Genomic DNA, 20,397 nt, shown 5'->3' with positions numbered 1-20,397 from the left:
AATACCGGGCCGATGCTTTCAAGTCCGCGGTGCGGGGCTAAAACCCGTCGAGGAACGCAGTGTCAGGCGCCGGCGGTCAGCGGCAAATCACGATGCCGGATGCATGGGGGTGCCGCGGGAAGCGGCGCGCCGGCTGGAAACAGGAACGCCTTGAAACACGGCAGGTTTACAAAGGAAGCAATCGACAAGAGGAAGTGGGCGCGATTGCTTTACAAGCAACTGGTGGAGCAGCTCAAAGACTACTGATAGCCCATATACGGTTCGTCGGATACGTCTTTGAGAAGCTTTTCCTGTTGCCGCCTGGCCCGTTCCTCCCAAGCAGCGATATCTTCCGGTGTTCGAGGGACGGCAGGTATGACCGCAACACCGCTTCGATTGTTGAAACTATTTTCTTGCGCCTGCGGCGTCTTTTCAGCCAGCTTCGCGACGATCGTCAAATAGGCTTTCGGATCATTTACCCGAAGCGCCTCGATCACTTCATCCCCATACTTGGCGAAGTCCTTGATGAATTTTTCAGCGATAATCTGATTAAGCGGGCGGTTATCGACAGGCTCTTCGGGCGGGTTGCTCGTCCAGCCATCGTCCGATTGGTTTTTCTTCTCGATACTCATAGTGTTCCTTCGCGCCTGGCACATCTATTAAATCTGCTATGTAGCCTGCGCGCTGATCGCTGCTGCGTCAATACGAAACAAGCTCGAATTCATAGGTTTTAAGGAGACCCGCAGAGAGTCGCTTATATTTCAGCTCTCTACCGATATCCCCTCGCCCTTCCCGAAAACGCATGCGTCACCTTGAAGAGGAGGATCTGCGTCTTGTTCAATCGATCCTGCGGCTTGAAGCCCAGGATTTTCCGCGATTGCTTTAAAGAATAGTGGTTGTTCGCCACATTCGAGGTGATGTTGAGGGGCGTAAAGCCCTGGTTTTCGGCGGTTATCGACAGTTCCACCGCTTGCAGGAAGTCATTGTCGCTCAGCCACATTTCCCGCAATCGCTCCGGTGCGCCGAGCACCGCTTCGCGGACGTTCTGGCGTGGGCACCAGCCGAGGCGAAGGCTAATCACATCTGGAAAATCTGTAAGCATGGTTTCGCAGGTGGACTTCGACTGACCGAAGAAGCCTTCTGGATAAGGCTTCAGCGTTTCGACGATCCGCTTGCCTGATTCCCGGTAGCCTCCCATGACACGAAGGCTGCTTCCAAAGACGATCCGGCGCACATTGTGCTTCCGGCAGGCGGAAAGCACATTGGTTGTGCAGTCGATGTTCTCCCGTTTGCAGGCATCCGGCGACGAATTGAGTTTGGCCGTTCCCGCCAGGTGGACGACAATGTCCGCGTCCCTGAACAAATCCATCCAGCGTCCGGGTGACGATAGGTTTGCAGTATGTACCGGAAGATTTGGATGAGGAATCTGGTCCAGAAGGATTAGTCTGTGTTCGCTCTGCGACAGATGACGGGCGAGTTTTGAACCCAGATTACCTGTGGCGCCAGTAATCAGTATGACGCCATCCTCTGAAAGATCTGAAGGTTCGGCAAGATGCACGGCTTTACTCTCTTGAAAAGAGTGTAATTCAATTTCGTCGCCCGATAGTATCTATTAATAGACGTAATAGTCCGTGAATTGCAAGCTATGCGACAAAATAGCGTCGAATACACCTTTCACAACCCAAAGCGTGAGCGCCTATTTGTTTGACGTCGGCCGCTTCAGCAGATCTGAAGCTTCGATCTGCAGAGCGTTTGCCAGGCGATCAACCACATCGATACTGGCATTGTAGACGCTTCGCTCAAGCGAACTGATGTATGTCCTGTCGAGGCCTGCTCGATGGGCAAGTTCCTCTTGTGACACGCCTTTGGCTTGTCGGGCTGCACGAAGGTTGTGCGCAAAGACCTCTCGAATATCCATGATCGAGAGTTCTGCGTCTTGATGAGTATTCTACAACGGAGTATACTCTACAAAACCAATCACGCCAACAACCGCTTGCTGAAGCTGCTCTGGATGTTGAAGAGATGAAATTGGCAGACTGTCACTTTGTGCGCCAACCTGGGCCGGTCGCTCACTCCTCGCCGTCGGGCTCGACTAGATCACCATGGCTCACGCCGAGCGCCTGCGCCAGTTCATACAGTGTGATCATTGTCGGGTTACGCCGCCCACGTTCGAGGCTGCTCAAATATTGCTGGCTAAACCCAGATCGCACTTCCACTTCTTCCTGCGTCAGGCCCTTTTCACGACGAAGGCGAGCAAAATTCCGCCCAATCAATTTACGCATATCCATGCGCAATAGATCGCAATTTAGCGACTGTAAGTTTATCAACTATAGTGTGTAATCAATCAGTTACATAACCTGTAGTCTACCGCATTGAGACCCATCTGAACTTTCGCGCAACAGGAAGAAGATTCCTGGGAGAACAATGTTGTCTGACGGCCATCGCATACTCGCTACACACCCATTTTTGCAGAAGAAACTCGCGTCCGCGATTGCGGCTTCGGTGTCGTCAAAACAGAGCGGTATGTTTGTAATCTTCCACGTTGATTGGAGATTTCAACACGAAATTGGCGTCTCACATCTTATGGAAGCAACGGACAGGCTTTCAACAAGTTTCCGAAACTTTGAACTGATCGAAATCACAGCAAACACATTAGCTATAGTCGTTGAAAAGATAGGTTCTGCCGTAGAAGCGAGAACCCAACTAGAGATGATGTTAAACCGCCTTGAGGATCATTTCGAATTTCAGGCCCATATGGCTGTTCCAAGAATCTGTGCTGGTTTCGTGCTTTTTCCAGCCCAAGCAGCGTCATCAAAGGCCAGTTTGATTAAAGCCAATATTGCTTTGGAAAAAGCTAAGGGCATGCATGTCTGAATGTTCGACGATACGATGCAGAAAATTTATGAGGATGAGAGAAGACTGGCAACCGGCACTCACACGTAATTATCTGATCAGCGCTTTCAAAATTTATTCTTCTCTATATCCGATCGCAAGCCTCACACCGGCACCCGCCTCATCGTCAGCTGACAAAAACAGTATTCCTGCTTTTTCAAGCGTCTCTTGGATAGTCCAAGCAGTTCTGGCGTTTGCCTGAAGCGGGCCTTTCTTGGATTCGATTCGCTTAAGTGTTGAGTGCGGAACGCCAGAGTACTCGGACAGTTGCGCTTGGCTCCAACCCACCATCATTCTCGCTGCTTTTATCTGCTCGGTCGTAATCAACATCCATTCCAAAAATCTGAATTGACTATAGTGGCCTATAATGATACCTTTTGCATCATTAAGAAACATAAAGGTTCAGCATTATGTCTCATATCACACTCGACTTCGAACTTACCCGATTCACAGCTTTACGTCGCCAGATAATTGAAGCTGATCCGGAAATCGATGAAACCACCCTTCTCGACACCTTGGAGGGTGCAACCAATCTTCATGAAGCCATAGGCGCTCTGGTCCGCTCGGCTCTGGAAGATGAATGCTTGGTAACGGGACTGAAGGCGCGGTTGGGAGAGTTAAAGGAAAGGCTCGACCGCATACAGATCCGTATCGACAACAAGCGACAGCTGGCTCTCTCGACAATGGAGGAAGCCGGAATCGAAAAAATCCTTGAACCTGATTTTACTTTGTCTCTGCGGGCCACGCCTCCAAGCGTGCTGGTGACCGACGAGACGGTAATTCCGGAATGGTTCTGGATCCCTCAGCCTGCGTAGCTCGACAAGCGCTCGCTCCTCGACACACTCAAGGCTGGCACTGCGATTACAGGCGCAGAACTGTCCAATGCGCGGCGTTCCCTTTCAGTGAGGAAGAAATAATGGCTTTTGATCAAAAGCAGGTGCGTCAGCTGCGTTCGAAACTGAAGCAGGCCAACGTTCGAAGCCGTTGCGAAAACGGTATGACTCTTCATTATCTGGAAGGCTGGCATGTCATCTCCGAGGCAAACCGAATTTTTGGTTTTGATGGCTGGAGCCGCGAGACGGTTGATGTGCAATGTGTCTACACGAAGCACAATGGCGGTCGGTACGACGCTGTTTATACAACCCGGATTCGCATTATCGTAAACGCCGATGGCGCCAGGATCATCAGGGAAGGTTCGGGTACAGGCGAATCCAGCGCCCAGACACCAGGCCAGGCACATGAGTTCGCGTTGAAAGCTGCCGAAACGGACGCCACCAAACGCGCCCTCATGACATTCGGCAACGCCTTCGGTCTTTCGCTCTACAAGAGCGCAAAGGTGGATGCAGCAGAGATGGACGCTCAATTTCCCAAAGCAAACGATGTCCCTGCCCTGCACTCCTCGGTCGGAACAAACGCAAACGATGGAACCGCGGAACCTGTCGAACAGAAATGCGATGTGAATGGAAAAGCGGCGCTGAAAGAACGAAATACTGAACGCGGCGGAAATGGATCTGTCGCCAAACCTCTGACACGCTCGAAGAACCCGATCGATAAATCAGTTCTGACGTTCGGCGAACCGAAACGAATTCGCGATCCGGAACATCTCAAATTTGTCGCCAGGCACAGATGTGTTGTGTGCGGCCGCAATGGGGCGCAAGCGCACCATCTGACATTTGCCCAGCCCCACGCGCTAGGACGAAAGGTATCGGACGAATTCACGGTCCCTCTCTGTTCGAAGCATCATCAGGAGTTGCATCAGTTTGGCGACGAAAAAGCCTGGTGGTCGAAAATCGGAATTGAACCGATGAAGATTGCCAATGAACTATGGAGAATGAAAAGGCAGCTTGCCGAAGCGCGCAATGCAGGTCGCGACGCCGAGGTCGCCGAGAAACTGCTCGGCTCAAAGCAAACATAGACCTGGTGTCAAGACCTATTCAGCGTAACCCAGATATCTATAAGCAAACAGTCCGACATATTCCTTGACGGCCACGTTGAGCGCTTCAAGGTGGCCTGAAAAATCCCATTCGACGCCCTGCCAGAACGGCAAGGACCGGTAATCGACCGGATACGCGACGATTGTCTCCCAGCCCGCTTTGCGGAAGGTCGCCATTGCTCTGGGCATATGATAGGCGCTCGTGACCAGAATCCAGCGTTCGTCCGGCGACGGACTTGCCAGATCATAACTGAAGATCGCGTTTTCGTAGGTATTGCGCGCTTTTCTTTCAAATGTGACGCGCTCCGGATCGAGCCCCTGCTCAGCAAAGAAAGCCTGCGTTATGCCTGCTTCGGTCGAAAAATCCTGCGCCTTCCAGATTTCGGCGTTACCCCCGGTAAATATGATCTTTGCATCTGGAAAGCGGCGGGCAAGAGCAAGCCCCGCAGTCAAGCGCTCGGCGCTTTCATTCAACTGCACTTGGTTCCATTCGGAACTCAAATCCACTGACGCCGATCCGCCCAGAATAACGATGCCGTCAATTGAATCAGATGCAGTTTGTTGCGGGAATTCTCTTTCAAGCGGCGCGCGGAGAACATCTCCGACCGGAAAGATCGCTATTAGAAATGCAATAACAGTTGTAACAGAAAGCAAGAATCGCGTGAGACGATATCGTTTCACCCACACCGCTAAGCAGGAAAGGATCAGACCCAATACGATCCAGCTGTCGGGCCGAAGCATTGCCCAAAAAAGCTTCGACAAAATGAAGGTTACGTGCTCCACGGATTATCCAATATTTGCGTTATTGCCCGCATAGGGTCAGGTGGCGTCAAAATCGTTTTCACGCAGGTGATATCAGAATACTGGAGTCTTGAAACGCACGCTGGAGGATGATCACGGTTTCTCGCGATCATTTGGGACTGGAAACCTGGATCGACGCCTGATGCAGCCATGCAACACCGACATTAAATCATGCGACGTCAAGGCTGTGTTAATATTTCTGATATCTTGCAGTGCTGTTTTTAAGGTGTCCACACCACTCGTAAAGGATGTATGTTGGATCTATTTGGCTGCTAAATACGATGTACAAATAGAGCCCCATATCGCTGGATAACACGCGTTAATCTTATTTGACTTTGAACAATTCAAACTCAAAAAAGCCTGTTTTGCAGCGAAATAGAAGGATGACACGCGATAACTGTTGCTGTTATTGCAATGCGGAAGTAACTTGCAATCGGAACTAGATCAATTATCATGGGCGTAGTTCCGAGTTCGAACTGGAGAAGGGCGATGAAGTTTGTGAAATTTGCGGGCGTTGTAGGTGTGTTGTTGGGCTCCGTGTCCGTCAGCGCAGCACAGGCGCTTGATTGTACGTGCGTAACAAATCTGTCTTCCGGACAGGCCTACCCGGTTGTCGGCAAGATTGCCGATTCGTCCGGCAGCGTGATGTATTCCGGGACTACCGGTTTCATTGAAGGCAAAGCCGGCACCGAAATTACGTCCGGTTCCCAGATCAACGTTGGCCCCGATGGCAAGGCCAGCGTAGAAATCGGTTCGAACTGTAATCTTGCGGCGGCTCAGAATACGGAAATCAGCATCCTTCAGCCGGAAGGCAAGGATGGTTCGATTTGCGTGAAGGTTACCGAATCAAATTTCGGAACCGCTACTCTCGGCTCCGAATCATCAACCTTCTCGCAGGCTAATCCGAATGGGGGCGTTGATCAGAGCGCAGTGGTTGCTCTTGGCGCGGCTGCAGGTATCGTGGCGATCACATGCATCGGCTGGTGTCAGGATGACAACGGACCGCCTCCCGCCAGCAGGTAAGCAGTCCATATGAATTGATTCCGAAGCCCGAACTCACGTGAGTTCGGGCTTCGTGATTCTGTACCGGAAATTTTTCGCCGCTTGATCAGCAGGAATTCAGCTGTGCATATCCTGATGACGGCCAACATGGCCTGGAACATCTGGAATTTTCGCAGACCGGTGTTCACGGAGCTTCTACAGAGAGGCTGTCGTGTCACGGTGCTTGCCCCGCCGGATGAGAGCATAGCAAACTTGCAGGACGCGGGATGTTCGTTCGTACCACTTGAAATGGACGTCAAGGGCCTTAACCCGATTGAGGATCTGAAGTTGGTCCGCGCGTTCAGACGGCACTTCCTGGAGCTTCGCCCGGACGCCGTTCTGAGCTACACGATCAAGAACAATATTTTCGGCGCACTCGCCGCGAGACTAGCAAAAGTCCCTTTCATCCCGAATGTGACCGGGCTCGGCACGGCGTTTCTTTCAGGCGGAATGCTCCAGACTGTTGCTGAACTTTTGTACCGTTCTTCGTATCGCAATCTTCCTGTCGTATTTTTTCAGAACGACGACGACCGGGACCTCTTCCTGAAGCGCCGTCTTGTTCGCCCTGGGCAGACGCAGCTGCTTCCTGGGTCCGGGATTGACCTCCTCCGCTACGCAGCCGCCCCCCTGCCTGCGGAAAATCAACCGCCTATTTTTCTTATGATTTCTCGTCTGCTGCGTGACAAGGGCGTCTATGAATATGTCGAGGCCGCACAACGGGTTAAGCAGCGCTTTCCCACTGTCCAATTTCAGATATTGGGCGCAATCGGCGCGGACAATCGCACGGCTATCGACGCTACCGAGGTAGACGCCTGGAAAAACGAGGGACTTATTGAGCATCTCGGCACGACAGATGACGTAAGGCCACATATCGCCAACGCACATTGCGTCGTACTCCCCTCATACCGCGAAGGGGCGCCGCGCACACTTATCGAAGGCGCGGCCATGGCGCGCCCATTGATCGCCACCGATGTCCCCGGATGCCGATCGATCGTCGATCCAGATGAGTCCGGTTATCTGTGCGAGGTCAGGAGCGGCTCAAGCCTTGCAGAGGCCTGTTTCAGGTTCCTCGATTTGTCTTATGCAGAAAAGATGGCCATGGGGACCGCTGGCCGGCGCAAGATGGAGCGGCAATTCGACGAGAGGATTATCATCGACTCTTACTTCGCCGCGCTCGGAAAGGTTGTCACGGGCAACCCTGAGATATTTGCGACGGCCCCGCAAAAATCGGTTTGCTGACGCAGCAGACTGTGATATCGCTCAAAATTGAACGACAATGAACGTGTTGTTGAACTCATTATTGCGCATCTTCTCCGAAGCACACGAAGCGAGCTCCGGTGCGGTAGCTTTTGAAGGTTTGCTGACATAGTGGCGGGTCAGCGCAGCAAACTTCAGGAAGATGTCCGTTTTCGCATTTTGCGTCTTCTCCAGGAAAATCCGGAAATCAGCCAACGCCAATTGGCGGAAATGCTGGGCATCAGCGTCGGCGGCGTGCATTACGTGCTGACCATGCTGGTGGACAAAGGCATGGTGAAGCTCGGTAATTTTTCCGCGGCGAAGGACAAGCGTCGCTACGCCTATCTGCTGACGCCAAGGGGCATCAGCGAGAAAGCGCGCCTCACGCGGAGCTTCCTGAAGCGAAAGATGGACGAGTATGAAGTCCTGAAGGCCGAGATCGCATCTTTGCAGGAAGAGATCGACCTCGGAGATGACCTTGCCGCAGACACCCGGAACAGGTCCGGTCGGTGATCTTGCCCGTAAACAAAGCCAATTTGGAGAAAATGTTAAGGTGAGACGCGTACTCGTCACGGGCACGGCAGGCTTTATAGGTTTCCATCTGGCGACCCTTCTGCTCAAGGAAGGTTTCCAGGTATGCGGCTATGACGGCATGACGGACTATTACGACGTCCGGCTGAAACAGCGCCGCCACGCCATGCTTCTCCAGAACCCGAACTTTTCAGCGGTCGAAGGCATGCTGGAAGACCAAGAGAAATTCGACCGCCTCGCCGACGACTTCGCGCCGGAAATCATCGTGCATCTCGCAGCCCAGGCCGGCGTTCGCTACTCGCTGGAAAATCCGCGCGCCTACATCGATTCCAACGTGATAGGAACCTTTAACGTCATGGAAGCGGCGCGACGGCTCGAGGTCGCCCATCTGCTGATGGCGTCCACCTCCTCGGTCTACGGCGCCAATGAGGACATGCCTTTCACCGAGACAGAAAAGGCCGACACGCAGCTCACCATCTACGCCGCGACTAAGAAGGCCAACGAAAGCATGGGCCACAGCTACGCCCATCTGTGGAATCTGCCGACCACGATGTTTCGCTTCTTCACGGTTTACGGAACATGGGGCCGCCCGGATCTCGCATTATACAAGTTTGTCGACGCCATTCTCGACGACCGGCCGATCGACATCTACAACCACGGCGACATGTATCGCGACTTCACCTATGTGGACGATCTGGTGCGCGGCATTCGCCTGTTGATCGACGCGGCGCCCGTTCGTCCCGAAGCCGCTGACGACATCGCACCCGGCGACAGCCTCTCGCCCGTTGCCCCGTTCCGCATCGTCAACATCGGCAATTCGGACAAGGTCCGTCTTCTCGATTTCATCGACGCCATCGAGGACTGCCTCGGCAAGAAGGCGATCCGCAACTACATGCCGATGCAGATGGGCGACGTGCCTGCCACCTGGGCCGACGCCTCGCTTCTGCAGAGCTTGACGGGCTACAAGCCCCAAACGGATTTTCGCGACGGAATCGCCCGCTTCGTCGAATGGTTCCGCGACTATTACGGAAAGTAACCGCACAATGATGAGCAATCGCATCCATGACTGACGCCGCCAGGGAAAAGATCGCCGTCGTCGGCCTCGGCTATGTCGGCCTGCCGCTCGCCGTCGAGTTCGGCAAGATCCGGCCGGTCGTCGGCTTCGACGTCAAGCAGGAGCGCATCGAAAGCCTGCGCAGCGGCGTCGACGGCACGCGCGAGGTCGAGGCGGCAGACCTTGCCGCCGCAAAACACCTGACATTTTCCAGCGACCTCGCAGATATCGCGGACGCTGCGATCTACATCGTCGCGGTGCCGACCCCGGTCGACGACCACAAGCGCCCCGACCTCACCCCCCTCCTCCGCGCCTCGGAAACCGTCGGCAAGGTGCTGAAGAAAGGCGACATCGTCGTTTATGAAAGCACCGTCTATCCCGGCGCCACGGAGGAAGACTGCGTGCCGGTGCTCGAGCGCACATCGGGCCTTCGCTTCAACGAGGATTTCTTCTGCGGTTACAGCCCGGAGCGGGCGAACCCCGGCGACAGGCTGCACCGGCTCACCACCATCACCAAGGTCACGGCCGGCTCCACGCCGGAGGTCGCGAAGCGGGTCGACGATCTCTATGGCGAGATCGTCACGGCCGGCACCCACCTGGCCGAGAGCATCCGCGTCGCCGAAGCAGCCAAGGTGATCGAGAACACCCAACGCGACCTCAATATCGCGCTCGTCAACGAACTCGCCATCATCTTCAACCGGATGGGCATCGACACGGAGGCGATCCTGCGCGCGGCGGGCACAAAGTGGAACTTCCTGCCCTTCCGACCCGGCCTGGTGGGCGGCCACTGCATTGGCGTGGATCCCTATTATCTTACGCACAAGGCCGAGACGCTCGGCTATCACCCGCAGGTCATCCTGGCCGGCCGGCGCATCAACGACGGCATGGGCGCCTATGTGGCGAGCCAGCTCGTCAAGGCGATGCTGAAACGCCGCATCCAGGTCGACGGCGCGAAAGTGCTGGTTCTGGGCCTCGCCTTCAAGGAAAACTGTCCAGACCTGCGTAACACGCGCGTGGTCGATATCATTCGCGAGCTGCGGGATTACGGGGTATCGGTGGATGTGTTCGATCCGTGGGTGAACCCAACAGAAGCCAGACATGAATACGGTCTGGATTTAATAATGGAGCCAGGCCGTGGTGCCTATGACGGAGTCATCCTCGCCGTGGCGCATGATTGCCTGCGCGACAAGGGAAGCAGCGCGCTGCGCGCCCATGGCCGCGAGGGGCATGTATTGTTCGATCTCAAGAGCGTGTTTGCTCCGGATGAAAGCGAGCTGCGGCTGTGATCGACTTTGGCACCTGGAAAAAAGCTTGGGCGCTTCTGGACGCGCGTGAGCGTCGAAATGCCTGGATTGTGCTTGGTATCGTGATTGTTAGTGGCTTGTCTTCTGCGCTGATGGTTGGTTCGGTTCTGCCTTTTTTGTCTGTGCTTGCCGAGCCTGAAAGAATTGAGACTGTACCCGCTCTGTCCTGGATCTATAAAACATTTGGGTTCACTTCAGAATATGGGTTCCTAGTAGGTTTGGGACTTACCGCGCTCGGGGTGATAATCCTCACGAGCGTCATCCAAATTGTAAAAACCTGGGCGTTGGCGCGTTTTGCAATGATGCGTATTCACTCGATCAGTTATCGGTTGATGGCCGCCTATTTGCGCCAGCCCTACGAGTTCTTCCTCAATCGCCATTCAGGCGAAATGGGAACACGAATACTCGCGGAGACGCAGCAACTTGTGGCGCAATTCCTTCGTCCCGCAGCCGAGGCGGTGGCTGCCGTTTTCACGATCATTGCTATCGTTGCGTTGCTATTATGGGTCGAGCCACTGGTGGCGTTTGTGGTCTTTGTGACCTTGGGCAGCATCTACGCGCTCATTTATTGGCTGAGTCGTCGCGCACTCAAGCATCTGGGCGGAGTGCGGGCTATGGCTAACAGCGAGCGGTTTCGTTTAGCAAATGAGGCGCTGGCTGGTATCAAGGATATCAAATTACTTGGGCGAGAGGGGACCTACGTTGAGCGCTACAAGGCTCCCTCATATAGAATGGCACGCGCAGTAACGAGAGTCCAGGTCGTCTCTCTGGTGCCGAAATTCGCCCTGGAGGCGATCGCCTTTGGAGGCATCATCATGCTTTGTCTTGTCTTGATGAACCCCCAAAGCCTGGCTTCAGGCGCGTCCCTTGGCGGCATTCTGCCACTTCTGGGTCTCTTTGCCTTCGCCGGGCAAAGACTAATGCCAGAGCTTCAGAAGCTTTACCAATCACTCGCACAACTCCAGGCTGGCGCTGCGGCTGTGGATGTCGTCCATAATGACTTCCTTATCCGGGCCAACGAGGCTGTTATACCCAATTCCATCCCGGCCGGACTTGGCCTGACTAACCGGCTCGCACTGGAAGAAGTATCCTACCATTACCCCGATGCCGCTCATGCCGGGGTTCGCAATATCTCCTTGCAGATTCTCGCGGGCGAGAAAATCGGGGTTGTCGGGGCTACCGGTGCGGGCAAAACGACCCTCGCGGATCTTATCCTCGGGCTACTCGCCCCTAAGACAGGATGCCTCGTCGTGGACAGCGTCCCCGTAACCGAGAGCAACCTTCGGTGCTGGCAGCAAAGCGTGGGCTATGTGCCACAGGACATCTTCCTGACGGATGCAAGCGTCGCCGAGAACGTGGCACTTGGCGTTCCAACTGAGGACATTGACGAGACGCGTGTAGAAAAAGCAACGCGTATCGCCCAGCTGCATGGATTCATCAAATCTGAACTGCCTAACGGATACGCGACTCTAATCGGCGAGCGTGGTATACGATTGTCTGGGGGGCAACGGCAACGGATCGGTATCGCGCGTGCGCTCTACCATGATGCCGATCTTATCGTATTTGACGAGGCCACAAGCGCGCTGGATAACTTGACCGAACGTGAGGTCATGCTCGCAATCGAAGCTCTTCCGAGCGAAAAAACTGTAGTGATTATCGCCCACAGGCTAAGCACTGTTCGGCACTGCGATCGTATTGTGGTCCTTGAAAAAGGACAAGTAGTAGGCTGCGACAACTGGGAAGCTCTAATGGCTGAAAACAGAGCCTTTCAGCGTATTGCACTGTCAAATGAAGCTGCATGAAATATCATCCACTTTGAAGATAAGTTAGAAGATGTCTGGAAATAACCTGATACTAGTGACCGGCGCTGATGGATTCATTGGCTCGCATTTAGTCGAAGCGCTCGTACGTGATGGTCATGAAGTGCGCGCCTTCGTATATTACAATTCATTCAACTCTTGGGGCTGGCTGGACCGTGCAGCACCGGATGTAGTTGGCAATTTCGAGGTTGTCTCTGGGGATATCCGCGATCCACATGCCGTCAGCGCAGCCGTCGAGGGCTGCGACTCTGTTCTTCATCTAGCTGCGCTCATCGCTATTCCATTCAGTTATCAGGCACCAGACGCTTATGTACAGACAAATGTCACTGGTACACTGAATGTGCTGCAAGCAGCGCGCCGCCACGGAACCTCGCACATTGTTTGCACCTCGACCTCCGAAGTGTACGGTAGCGCGCAGTTCGTACCGATCACGGAAGAACACCCACTAAATGCGCAATCGCCATACGCAGCCACGAAAATCGCCGCTGATCAGTTGGCGCTTGCCTTCCATCAATCGTTCGACCTGCCGGTCGCAGTGCTGCGGCCATTCAACACCTATGGACCGCGACAATCAGCCCGAGCTGTGATCCCTACGATCATCGGACAAATTGCATCGGGGGAACGTCGTATTAGGCTAGGTGCGCTACATCCAACGCGCGATTTTACCTTCGTGCGTGACACTGTGCAGGGTTTCATTCAGGTTACCCGGTGCGACGACGCGATCGGTCAAGTGACCAATATCGGCTCCGGCTTCGAGATTTCGATCGCGGATACTGCAGCGCTAATAGCCAGTGTGATGGGGGTGGAGGTCGACATTCGGACGGACGAGGAGCGCGTACGCCCCAATGCCAGCGAGGTTGAGCGGCTATTTGCGGGCACTGAGGCAGCACAACGCCTGTTCGGCTGGGCACCTGAACATAGCGGCGCTGAAGGGTTTGCGAAGGGAATTGCCGAAACAGCTGAATGGTTTCAAAACCCAGCCAACCTTGAAGCTTACAAGACGGATCGCTACAACATATGACCCAAGCGCAGGAATCAAAGACGTTTTTGGGTGATGCAACATTTCGCGCCGCTGTATTGGCGCGGCTGCGCGAGGTTCTTGATGAACCCGATGACTTCGTTCCCCTTCACGCCCCAGAATTTTCTGGTGCGGAATGGAAGATGGTTAAAGACTGTCTAGACTCCGGGTGGGTGTCGTCGGTTGGATCCTATGTTGACCGATTTGAGCGTGACGTGGCGAAAATCTGCGGGGTTGCGCACGGAGTGGCGCTGGTCAACGGGACAGCGGCGCTGCACCTGGCCTTGCGTGTTGTAGGCGTCATGCCTGGGGACGAAGTTATCGTACCTGCGATGACCTTTGTCGCCACGGCGAACGCAATTAGCCACGCTGGAGCTATTCCACATTTCGTCGACAGCGAAGCGCGAACACTCGGGCTCGATCCACAGGCCTTGGACCGCCATCTCGATCAGGTGGCGAAAATGCGCAAAGGTGAGTTGATCAACCACAAGACCGGTGCGCGTATTGCCGCCATTCTGCCTATGCATATTTTTGGTCACCCAACCGATATGTACCCGCTTCTAGATCTCGCCGCCGCGTACGATTTGCCAGTTGTCGAAGATGCCGCAGAAGCGCTTGGCAGCCATTACCACGGTCGAGCCTGCGGGGGGCTAGGCCGCATAGCGGCGCTCTCGTTCAATGGCAACAAGATCCTAACAACTGGCGGCGGCGGAGCTATAGTGACAGACGACCCGGATCTTGCTTGGCACGCCAAACACCTGAGCACTACCGGTAAGCTTCCGCATAGATGGGCCTTTTATCACGACGAGATAGCATACAATTACAGATTACCCAACATTAATGCGGCGCTCGGCTGCGCGCAGCTCGAGCAACTCAAAGACAGGCTGGCGCGCAAACGGGCACTGGCAGAGCGCTACATCGCGGGCTTTGCTGATCTGGATGGAGTGACAATTTTTCGCGAACCCGAAGGTTGCCAAAGTAACTACTGGCTCAACACGCTGATCCTGGACCCGGACCGTGCTGGAGAGCGGAACGCGCTCCTGGACGAGCTTAACGAAGCCGGTTTCATGTGCCGACCTGTGTGGTCGCTGTTGCATCGCCTGCCATTCTACTCAGACTGCCCCCGCACATCCTTGCCGGTGGTCGAAGATCTGGAGCGCCGGATTATAAGCCTACCGTCTTCGGCCTGTCTGGGAGCGATATGAAGATACTGGCAGCAACGGGAACTCGAGCGGATTGGGGTCTGCTGGTGCCGGTGCTTAAGCGACTGCGCGATGATTCGCGTTTTGATCTAGAAATCGCAGTGACCGGGCAGCATTTGAAGCTCGGAAATTCATCTCTCAACGCCATTGCCCAAGACGGATTCGAAATCGACCACAAAATCCCGATGGGCCTGACAAATGATGACAGCGAAGTTGCACTGACCCAAGCCATGGGTGCTTGCATTGCAGGAAGTGGCGCTGTACTTGCGCAGGCGAAGCCAGATCTCTGCCTTGTTCTCGGAGATCGCTATGAAGTGCTTTGCTTCGTTAGCGCAGCACTGATTAGCCAAGTTCCGGTTGCTCATCTGTGTGGCGGCGACCTTACCTACGGGGCGTTTGATGATTCAATCCGCCATGCGATCACCAAGATGTCTGCGCTTCACTTTGTAACTAATGCAGATGCGGCTAGGCGAATTCAACAACTTGGCGAAGATCCGTCTCACGTAATCATCAGCGGCAGCCCGGGCATCGATCGCATCCTTGCACAGCCCATCGTTGCGCGCGACCAATTCGTTGCAGAAGTTGGGTTGTCAGAGAGTGGTGACTTCATTCTCGTCAGCTTTCACCCCGAGACGCTTGCGACCGATAAGGCGGCTCAACTGTCGGCGCTCATGAAAGCGCTCGCGGTCTTCCCCGAGGTTGGCCTCGTGCTTACGGGCAGCAATGCCGATCCTGGAGGGCAGGCAATTGACGAAGCGTTTTCGGGTCTGGCGGAGATGCGCGAAAACGCTGTATTTCACACCTCGCTCGGCTCACGGCTATATTTCTCGGCCATGGCACATTCCAGTCTTATGTTGGGTAACTCTTCCAGCGGTCTATTTGAGGCGCCAAGCTTTCGTATTCCGACCGTGAATATTGGTGACCGACAGGCAGGACGTCCGCGAGCACGTTCGGTCATCGACTGTGCTGCAACAGTAGACGCTATCAGCGAGGCAATAATTTACGCTCGCACACTTGATTGTCGTAATGTTGAAAACCCTTTCGGATGTGGGCGTGCAGCAGAGATCATCGTTGAGACTCTTGCGGAGTTTGACACACTCGCTGAGCTAAATAAGAAAAGATTTAGAGATTTTAGAGTATGACCCAGAAGACAATCATCATCGCCGAAGCCGGAGTCAACCACAATGGCGACACGGGGCTGGCAATCAAGTTGATCGACGCCGCTGCCGAAGCTGGAGCCGATATGGTAAAGTTCCAGACCTTCAAGAGTACGAATCTTGCCTCTGCCCGTGCTGTTAAGGCAAGCTACCAGAAGGTAACTACCGACAAGTCAGAAAACCAATTGGACATGCTGCGGCGGCTAGAGCTTACAAATGACGATCATCTGAAATTGGTGGAACACTGCCAACGGCGGGGTATAACCTTCCTGTCAACGGCTGGAGAGGTTGAGAGTTTGCGGTTCCTCGCAGAAACGCTAAATCTTCCGACGATTAAGCTAGGTTCGGGCGAGCTAACCAATGCCCCCCTTTTGTTGGCGGCGGCACGCACAGAGGCGCGACTTATACTCTCAACAGGCATGGGAACGATCTCCGAAATAGAGATGGCACTCGGTATTTTGGCTTTTGGTATGACTTATACCGATGACTTGAACGCTGGTCGCGAAGCTTTTTCTGATGCATTGTTACAGAATGGCATTTGGGATCGGCTACGTGAGAAAGTCTCTCTTTTGCAATGCACAACGGAATACCCCTCAGCTGTCGAGGATACAAACCTGCGGGTAATGGACACGCTACACTCCGCCTTCGGACTTGAGATTGGTTATTCAGACCACACTGAAGGCAACGCCATTAGCTTTGCTGCTGTAGCGCTCGGGGCGACGATCATCGAAAAACACATAACGCTGGACCGAACCATGGAGGGTCCTGACCACGCTGCCTCTGTAGAGCCTGATACATTTGCTGATTTAGTGTGCGGCATACGTCAGGTGGAGAAAGCACTGGGCAGCGGGATTAAGCGCCCTAGCCCGCGCGAGCTAGAGAACCGCAAAGTGGTACGCCGGAGTCTGGTGGCCGCTCGTCTGATTAAGGGTGGAACGGTGCTTAGTGCCGGTGATCTAACCGTTAAACGTCCAGGAGAGGGCATTTCCGCAGTCGATCTGTGGGACATTGTGGGCCGCCGCGCCGTGCGCGATCTAGTACAGGATGAAACCTTACGGGCGGAAGATCTATCATGAAAACGCTAATTGGGATTTTCGGCGCCTCCGGTTTCGCGCGCGAGGTGATGCCATTGCTACGCGCCCAGCTTGATCCAGCAACAGAACGGGCAGTTTTTGTGGACCTCGAAGGGAGCGCACCGATAAATGGGTACGAGGTTTTGGACGAGGCGTCCTTTCACGCATTCGAAGGGTTGCGCCGCTTTGTTGTGGCCATCGCCGATGCTGAGCTGCGCCGCTGTATTACTACCAAGGCAGAGGCCGCAGGTGCTAAGCCTTTCCAGATACGGTCTGGTTCTGCTGAGGTGTTAGACAACGCGGAAATCGGTCCGGGCGCAATCTTGTGTGGCCACACGACAGTCACTTCAAACGTTCGCATTGGCGTAGGCTTTCACCTTAACATCTACTCTTATGTCGCCCATGACAGCGTGATAGGCGATTATGTTACATTTGCCCCGCACGTTGCTTGCAACGGTAATGTAGTAATTGAAGACGGTGCCTATATCGGCACAGGCGCGGTGCTGCGGCAGGGCAGCCCCAGCGAGCCGCTGATAATTGGCGCAGGCGCTATAGTTGGCATGGGTGCTGTTGTGCTTAAGAACGTCTTGCCCGGTGCGACTGTTGTTGGCATCCCAGCACAAAGTGTATCTAAACGTAGTAAAGGATGACTAACCTTCAAAACCTAATCATTTCTCCACAAGCCGATCTGCGCGCGGCGATCGCGGCTATAGACCGGGGCGCACGGCAGGTGGCTCTGGTGGTTGACGAGGCCGATCGTCTAGTCGCGGTAATAACAGATGGCAATATCCGGCGCGGTCTGTTGCGCGGGCTGTCGCTCGATGCGCCGGTAAGCGAAGTAATGAACCGCACCCCAACCACCGTTCGGATCGAGGATGGAGTCGAGGCCGCCCGCCGATTAATGCGCGAGCGGCAGTTGCACCATGTTCCGTTAATCGACGCAGAAAGCCGGATTGTGGATCTGCTATGGATCGACGACATCACTCGCGCCGCGCGGCGGACCACCCCTGTACTTCTTATGGCCGGGGGACTGGGCATGCGCCTGCGACCGCTTACCGAAAGCATTCCGAAACCCATGTTACAGATTGGCGGGCGTCCGATACTCGAGCAAATTATCGAAAACCTTGCTGACCAAGGATTTACGCGCTTTGTCCTTTCGATCAACTATCTGGGTGATATCATCCGCGATCATTTTAGGGATGGCAGCAGGTTTGGGGTCCAAATTGACTATGTCGAAGAAAACGAACGCATGGGAACGGCAGGATCGCTCTCATTATTGCCGCAATACCCCAAAGAGCCGATGATCGTGATGAACGGCGATCTACTAACCTCCGTTCGCTTTGACGCATTGTTGCTTTTCCACCATGAAACAGATGCCGTGGCCACGCTCTGTGCACGGCACTACGATATGCAAGTTCCGTACGGAGTGATCGATTCCGACGGCACGCGCCTCCTCGGAATCGTCGAAAAGCCGGTGCACAGACATTTCGTCAATGCCGGTGTCTACGTGCTATCACCAGAAGTATTTGACGAGCTTGAACCAGGTATGCCACTGGATATGCCAGACCTACTGGCGCGTCTAACCGACCGAGGAGACACGGTATCTGTCTTTCCACTACGAGAATACTGGCTTGACATAGGTCGCATCGAAGATCTGGAGCGCGCACGTCAAGACTACCATCGGGAGAGCTAGAAGTGAGTCGGGTTGCGGTCATCTGTGCGAGAGGCGGCTCAAAAGGGGTACCGGGCAAAAACCTGCGCTTGTTAGGAGGAAAGCCACTGATCACGCGGACGGTCGACCAAGCGAAGGAGTCGGGGCTTTTCGATTGCGTTGCAGTAAGCAGTGATGCCGCCGAAATTCTCCAGGCGGCAAAGGTGGCGGGCGCGGACCTTTTAGTCGAGCGGCCTTCTGAATTAGCCAGCGATTTGATATCAGTGCATCCTGCGATTGCGCATTGCATTGCTGCTGTCGAGCCACGTTTGAAGACTGCGGTTGATAGTTTTACTTATCTTCAAGTGACCAGTCCGTTCCGAATAGTTCAGGACATCAGCGACGCGATCGCCTTGTGGGAAGCCTACCGGCCCGGTAGTGTCGTGAGCGCAACTCCATCACACAGTTCACCGTATTTTTCCTTGGTGGAAGAGCAAGAAGATGGCACAGTTGCCCTATCCAAGCCCACAGAGCCACTGCTTACGCGCCGTCAAGACGCTCCACGTTGCTGGGATTTGAACGGAGCGGTTTACGTCTTCGACCACGCTCGCTACAAGCAAGACCCTCGCGTACTTTATCAGGATACACGCATCGCCGAGATGCCTCCGGAACGATCGCTGGACATCGACACGGAATTCGACTGGCGAGTGGCCGAGATGTTGTGGAACAGCAACAAGTCAATATGATGCCACACTGTCTGGTTATTCTTCGGACGGCTTTTCAGGGATGGCTTGCACGTCAAGTACTGGCTCGCGTGCCGGAGATATCCTATGATTTGCTTCAGATTTCTCACAACAATTCTACAGAAGAACGCCGCCAATTCGACTGTCTCGCCAAGGAAGCGGTGACGGCGAGTTTCTTAACCCGGACACCAAGAAAATTCGATGTTTTGACCCAACTTGATCTTTGGCGGCGTCTCCCCGATCACTTTACCGATACGTCTTATAGTAAGCTTTTCTTGTCTAGTATTGACGCGCCAGTGATTGGAGCGATCGCGTCTCGCCACAAGAGCGCAAATCTCATCACATGGGATGACGGCATCGTTAATCTGCTACCCAATGGTAACTATCAGTCAGGACAACTGCCGTGGCGATCGATTATGTTGCGGCGGGTTCTAGGTTCTGAACCTATTGCTGCGATGCGCGATCGAATTGAGAGACACTACACGATATTCGACACTTTCCCTAACATCGTGCCGCCCGATCGGGTATCCGTTATCAAAACGGAATTCTTTAACGCAGCAGCTTCAGAAGACGGTAAAATTGGGTATCGCTACTTCATTGGTCAGCCTCTCGAAGAGGTAATTTCTGAAACAGACATTCACTGGGTTGAAAGCGAAGCCAAAAAGTTTGAACCTGATTGGTACGTTAAGCACCCGCGCGAGCGCGAGCCTTTGGTGCTCGGAATTCCGGAGCTGAACAAGGCAGGCGATATTGCCGAGGAAGCGATCATGCGTCATTCTGCAGGCCGACCCTTTGAACTGATAGGGTCGTTCAGCAGCACATTGTTCACGCTGTCGCAATTCGCGACACGCACAGTTATGCTGCTGCCGCATGGGTTGAAAGTCCGTAGCTGGCTAGCAGATGCGGGGCGCAAACTCGGCGCTGAAGTAATTACACCAAGCATTGTCAGCAAACACTAGCGC

The 20,397-nt window shown here is 54.2% G+C and carries 25 protein-coding genes; 18 read left to right on the top strand and 7 right to left on the bottom strand.

Going from position 1 to position 20,397, the window contains the following annotated elements:
• Positions 1 to 12 precede the first annotated feature (12 nt).
• Positions 13 to 246 carry an HGGxSTG domain-containing protein gene (locus K1W69_RS27265; protein WP_306308773.1) on the top strand — a complete coding sequence of 78 codons (234 nt, stop codon included), beginning with the start codon at positions 13 to 15 and terminating at the stop codon, positions 244 to 246.
• Here the strand turns inward: K1W69_RS27265 and K1W69_RS03415 are convergent.
• The 4 genes from K1W69_RS03415 to K1W69_RS03400 form a co-directional block, all read right to left on the bottom strand.
• The gene (locus K1W69_RS03415; RefSeq protein WP_220226927.1) at positions 240 to 611 is read right to left on the bottom strand and encodes a hypothetical protein; all 372 of its coding nucleotides are present in this window, start codon (positions 609 to 611) and stop codon (positions 240 to 242) included. The genes K1W69_RS27265 and K1W69_RS03415 overlap by 7 nt on opposite strands.
• Positions 612 to 748: 137 nt before the next feature.
• Positions 749 to 1,537 (bottom strand): NAD-dependent epimerase/dehydratase family protein, encoded by a 789-nt coding sequence (locus K1W69_RS03410; RefSeq protein ID WP_220226926.1) that lies wholly within the window; start codon positions 1,535 to 1,537, stop codon positions 749 to 751.
• 138 nt (positions 1,538 to 1,675) lie between these two features.
• Positions 1,676 to 1,897 (bottom strand): helix-turn-helix domain-containing protein, encoded by a 222-nt coding sequence (locus K1W69_RS03405; RefSeq protein ID WP_220226925.1) that lies wholly within the window; start codon positions 1,895 to 1,897, stop codon positions 1,676 to 1,678.
• A 151-nt stretch (positions 1,898 to 2,048) separates the two neighbouring features.
• Positions 2,049 to 2,267, bottom strand: a complete 219-nt coding sequence (locus tag K1W69_RS03400; protein ID WP_220226924.1) for a helix-turn-helix domain-containing protein — start codon at positions 2,265 to 2,267, stop codon at positions 2,049 to 2,051.
• Between the two features lie 139 nt (positions 2,268 to 2,406).
• On the opposite strand from K1W69_RS03400, the gene K1W69_RS03395 reads away from it, so the two are divergent.
• Entirely contained in the window at positions 2,407 to 2,853 is a 447-nt protein-coding gene (locus tag K1W69_RS03395) for a diguanylate cyclase domain-containing protein (RefSeq protein WP_220226923.1), read from the top strand.
• 93 nt (positions 2,854 to 2,946) lie between these two features.
• Here the strand turns inward: K1W69_RS03395 and K1W69_RS03390 are convergent, their stop codons facing one another.
• Positions 2,947 to 3,267, bottom strand: coding sequence for a helix-turn-helix domain-containing protein (locus K1W69_RS03390; RefSeq protein WP_220226922.1), 321 nt, complete (start codon positions 3,265 to 3,267; stop codon positions 2,947 to 2,949).
• Between the two features lie 14 nt (positions 3,268 to 3,281).
• On the opposite strand from K1W69_RS03390, the gene K1W69_RS03385 reads away from it, so the two are divergent.
• Positions 3,282 to 3,686: a siphovirus Gp157 family protein gene (locus K1W69_RS03385; protein WP_220226921.1), complete on the top strand. Its 405-nt coding sequence runs from the start codon at positions 3,282 to 3,284 to the stop codon at positions 3,684 to 3,686.
• A gap of 101 nt (positions 3,687 to 3,787) precedes the next feature.
• Positions 3,788 to 4,786, top strand: coding sequence for a Rad52/Rad22 family DNA repair protein (locus tag K1W69_RS26905; protein WP_258570791.1), 999 nt, complete (start codon positions 3,788 to 3,790; stop codon positions 4,784 to 4,786).
• Between the two features lie 15 nt (positions 4,787 to 4,801).
• Here the strand turns inward: K1W69_RS26905 and K1W69_RS03375 are convergent, their stop codons facing one another.
• The gene (locus tag K1W69_RS03375; protein WP_220226920.1) at positions 4,802 to 5,587 is read right to left on the bottom strand and encodes a YdcF family protein; all 786 of its coding nucleotides are present in this window, start codon (positions 5,585 to 5,587) and stop codon (positions 4,802 to 4,804) included.
• Positions 5,588 to 6,094: 507 nt separating this feature from the next.
• Here K1W69_RS03375 and K1W69_RS03370 point away from each other — a divergent pair.
• Positions 6,095 to 6,628 carry a hypothetical protein gene (locus K1W69_RS03370; RefSeq protein ID WP_220226919.1) on the top strand — a complete coding sequence of 178 codons (534 nt, stop codon included), beginning with the start codon at positions 6,095 to 6,097 and terminating at the stop codon, positions 6,626 to 6,628.
• A 114-nt stretch (positions 6,629 to 6,742) separates the two neighbouring features.
• Positions 6,743 to 7,885 carry a glycosyltransferase family 4 protein gene (locus K1W69_RS03365; protein ID WP_258570790.1) on the top strand — a complete coding sequence of 381 codons (1,143 nt, stop codon included), beginning with the start codon at positions 6,743 to 6,745 and terminating at the stop codon, positions 7,883 to 7,885.
• 21 nt (positions 7,886 to 7,906) lie between these two features.
• Here K1W69_RS03365 and K1W69_RS26900 read toward each other — a convergent pair whose 3' ends face one another.
• A complete protein-coding gene (locus K1W69_RS26900) occupies positions 7,907 to 8,143 on the bottom strand; it encodes a hypothetical protein (protein WP_258570943.1) in 237 nt (78 codons plus the stop codon).
• On the opposite strand from K1W69_RS26900, the gene K1W69_RS03360 reads away from it, so the two are divergent.
• Genes K1W69_RS03360 through K1W69_RS03305 form a run of 12 tightly spaced genes read left to right on the top strand, consistent with a single transcriptional unit; the run spans position 8,063 to position 20,394 of the window.
• Positions 8,063 to 8,395 carry a MarR family EPS-associated transcriptional regulator gene (locus K1W69_RS03360; RefSeq protein ID WP_258570877.1) on the top strand — a complete coding sequence of 111 codons (333 nt, stop codon included), beginning with the start codon at positions 8,063 to 8,065 and terminating at the stop codon, positions 8,393 to 8,395. The two genes, K1W69_RS26900 and K1W69_RS03360, sit on opposite strands and share 81 nt — an antisense overlap.
• Positions 8,396 to 8,435: 40 nt before the next feature.
• The gene (locus K1W69_RS03355) at positions 8,436 to 9,449 is read left to right on the top strand and encodes an NAD-dependent epimerase/dehydratase family protein (RefSeq protein ID WP_370688163.1); all 1,014 of its coding nucleotides are present in this window, start codon (positions 8,436 to 8,438) and stop codon (positions 9,447 to 9,449) included.
• Between the two features lie 26 nt (positions 9,450 to 9,475).
• The gene (gene tviB, locus K1W69_RS03350) at positions 9,476 to 10,753 is read left to right on the top strand and encodes a Vi polysaccharide biosynthesis UDP-N-acetylglucosamine C-6 dehydrogenase TviB (protein WP_220226915.1); all 1,278 of its coding nucleotides are present in this window, start codon (positions 9,476 to 9,478) and stop codon (positions 10,751 to 10,753) included.
• A complete protein-coding gene (locus K1W69_RS03345) occupies positions 10,750 to 12,573 on the top strand; it encodes an ABC transporter ATP-binding protein (RefSeq protein ID WP_220226914.1) in 1,824 nt (607 codons plus the stop codon). The genes tviB and K1W69_RS03345 overlap by 4 nt, the downstream gene beginning before the upstream one ends.
• A 31-nt stretch (positions 12,574 to 12,604) precedes the next feature.
• Positions 12,605 to 13,612 (top strand): NAD-dependent 4,6-dehydratase LegB, encoded by a 1,008-nt coding sequence (locus K1W69_RS03340; protein WP_220226913.1) that lies wholly within the window; start codon positions 12,605 to 12,607, stop codon positions 13,610 to 13,612.
• Positions 13,609 to 14,814: a LegC family aminotransferase gene (locus tag K1W69_RS03335; protein ID WP_220226912.1), complete on the top strand. Its 1,206-nt coding sequence runs from the start codon at positions 13,609 to 13,611 to the stop codon at positions 14,812 to 14,814. Before K1W69_RS03340 ends, K1W69_RS03335 begins: the two co-directional genes overlap by 4 nt.
• A complete protein-coding gene (gene neuC / locus K1W69_RS03330; protein WP_220226911.1) occupies positions 14,811 to 15,953 on the top strand; it encodes a UDP-N-acetylglucosamine 2-epimerase in 1,143 nt (380 codons plus the stop codon). Before K1W69_RS03335 ends, neuC begins: the two co-directional genes overlap by 4 nt.
• Complete coding sequence (gene neuB, locus K1W69_RS03325) at positions 15,950 to 17,044, top strand: N-acetylneuraminate synthase (protein WP_220226910.1); 1,095 nt, start codon at positions 15,950 to 15,952, stop codon at positions 17,042 to 17,044. Before neuC ends, neuB begins: the two co-directional genes overlap by 4 nt.
• Positions 17,041 to 17,691 carry an acetyltransferase gene (locus K1W69_RS03320; RefSeq protein WP_220226909.1) on the top strand — a complete coding sequence of 217 codons (651 nt, stop codon included), beginning with the start codon at positions 17,041 to 17,043 and terminating at the stop codon, positions 17,689 to 17,691. The genes neuB and K1W69_RS03320 overlap by 4 nt, the downstream gene beginning before the upstream one ends.
• Positions 17,688 to 18,734: a nucleotidyltransferase family protein gene (locus K1W69_RS03315; RefSeq protein ID WP_220226908.1), complete on the top strand. Its 1,047-nt coding sequence runs from the start codon at positions 17,688 to 17,690 to the stop codon at positions 18,732 to 18,734. Before K1W69_RS03320 ends, K1W69_RS03315 begins: the two co-directional genes overlap by 4 nt.
• Before the next feature lie 2 nt (positions 18,735 to 18,736).
• Entirely contained in the window at positions 18,737 to 19,438 is a 702-nt protein-coding gene (locus tag K1W69_RS03310) for an acylneuraminate cytidylyltransferase family protein (RefSeq protein WP_220226907.1), read from the top strand.
• Positions 19,414 to 20,394 (top strand): glycosyltransferase family 52, encoded by a 981-nt coding sequence (locus K1W69_RS03305; protein ID WP_220226906.1) that lies wholly within the window; start codon positions 19,414 to 19,416, stop codon positions 20,392 to 20,394. The genes K1W69_RS03310 and K1W69_RS03305 overlap by 25 nt, the downstream gene beginning before the upstream one ends.
• Positions 20,395 to 20,397: the final 3 nt, after the last annotated feature.

It is taken from the genome of Flavimaribacter sediminis, assembly GCF_019492055.1.
Lineage (GTDB): Bacteria > Pseudomonadota > Alphaproteobacteria > Rhizobiales > Rhizobiaceae > Flavimaribacter > Flavimaribacter sediminis.
This window is presented reverse-complemented; position numbering and strand designations above follow the sequence as displayed.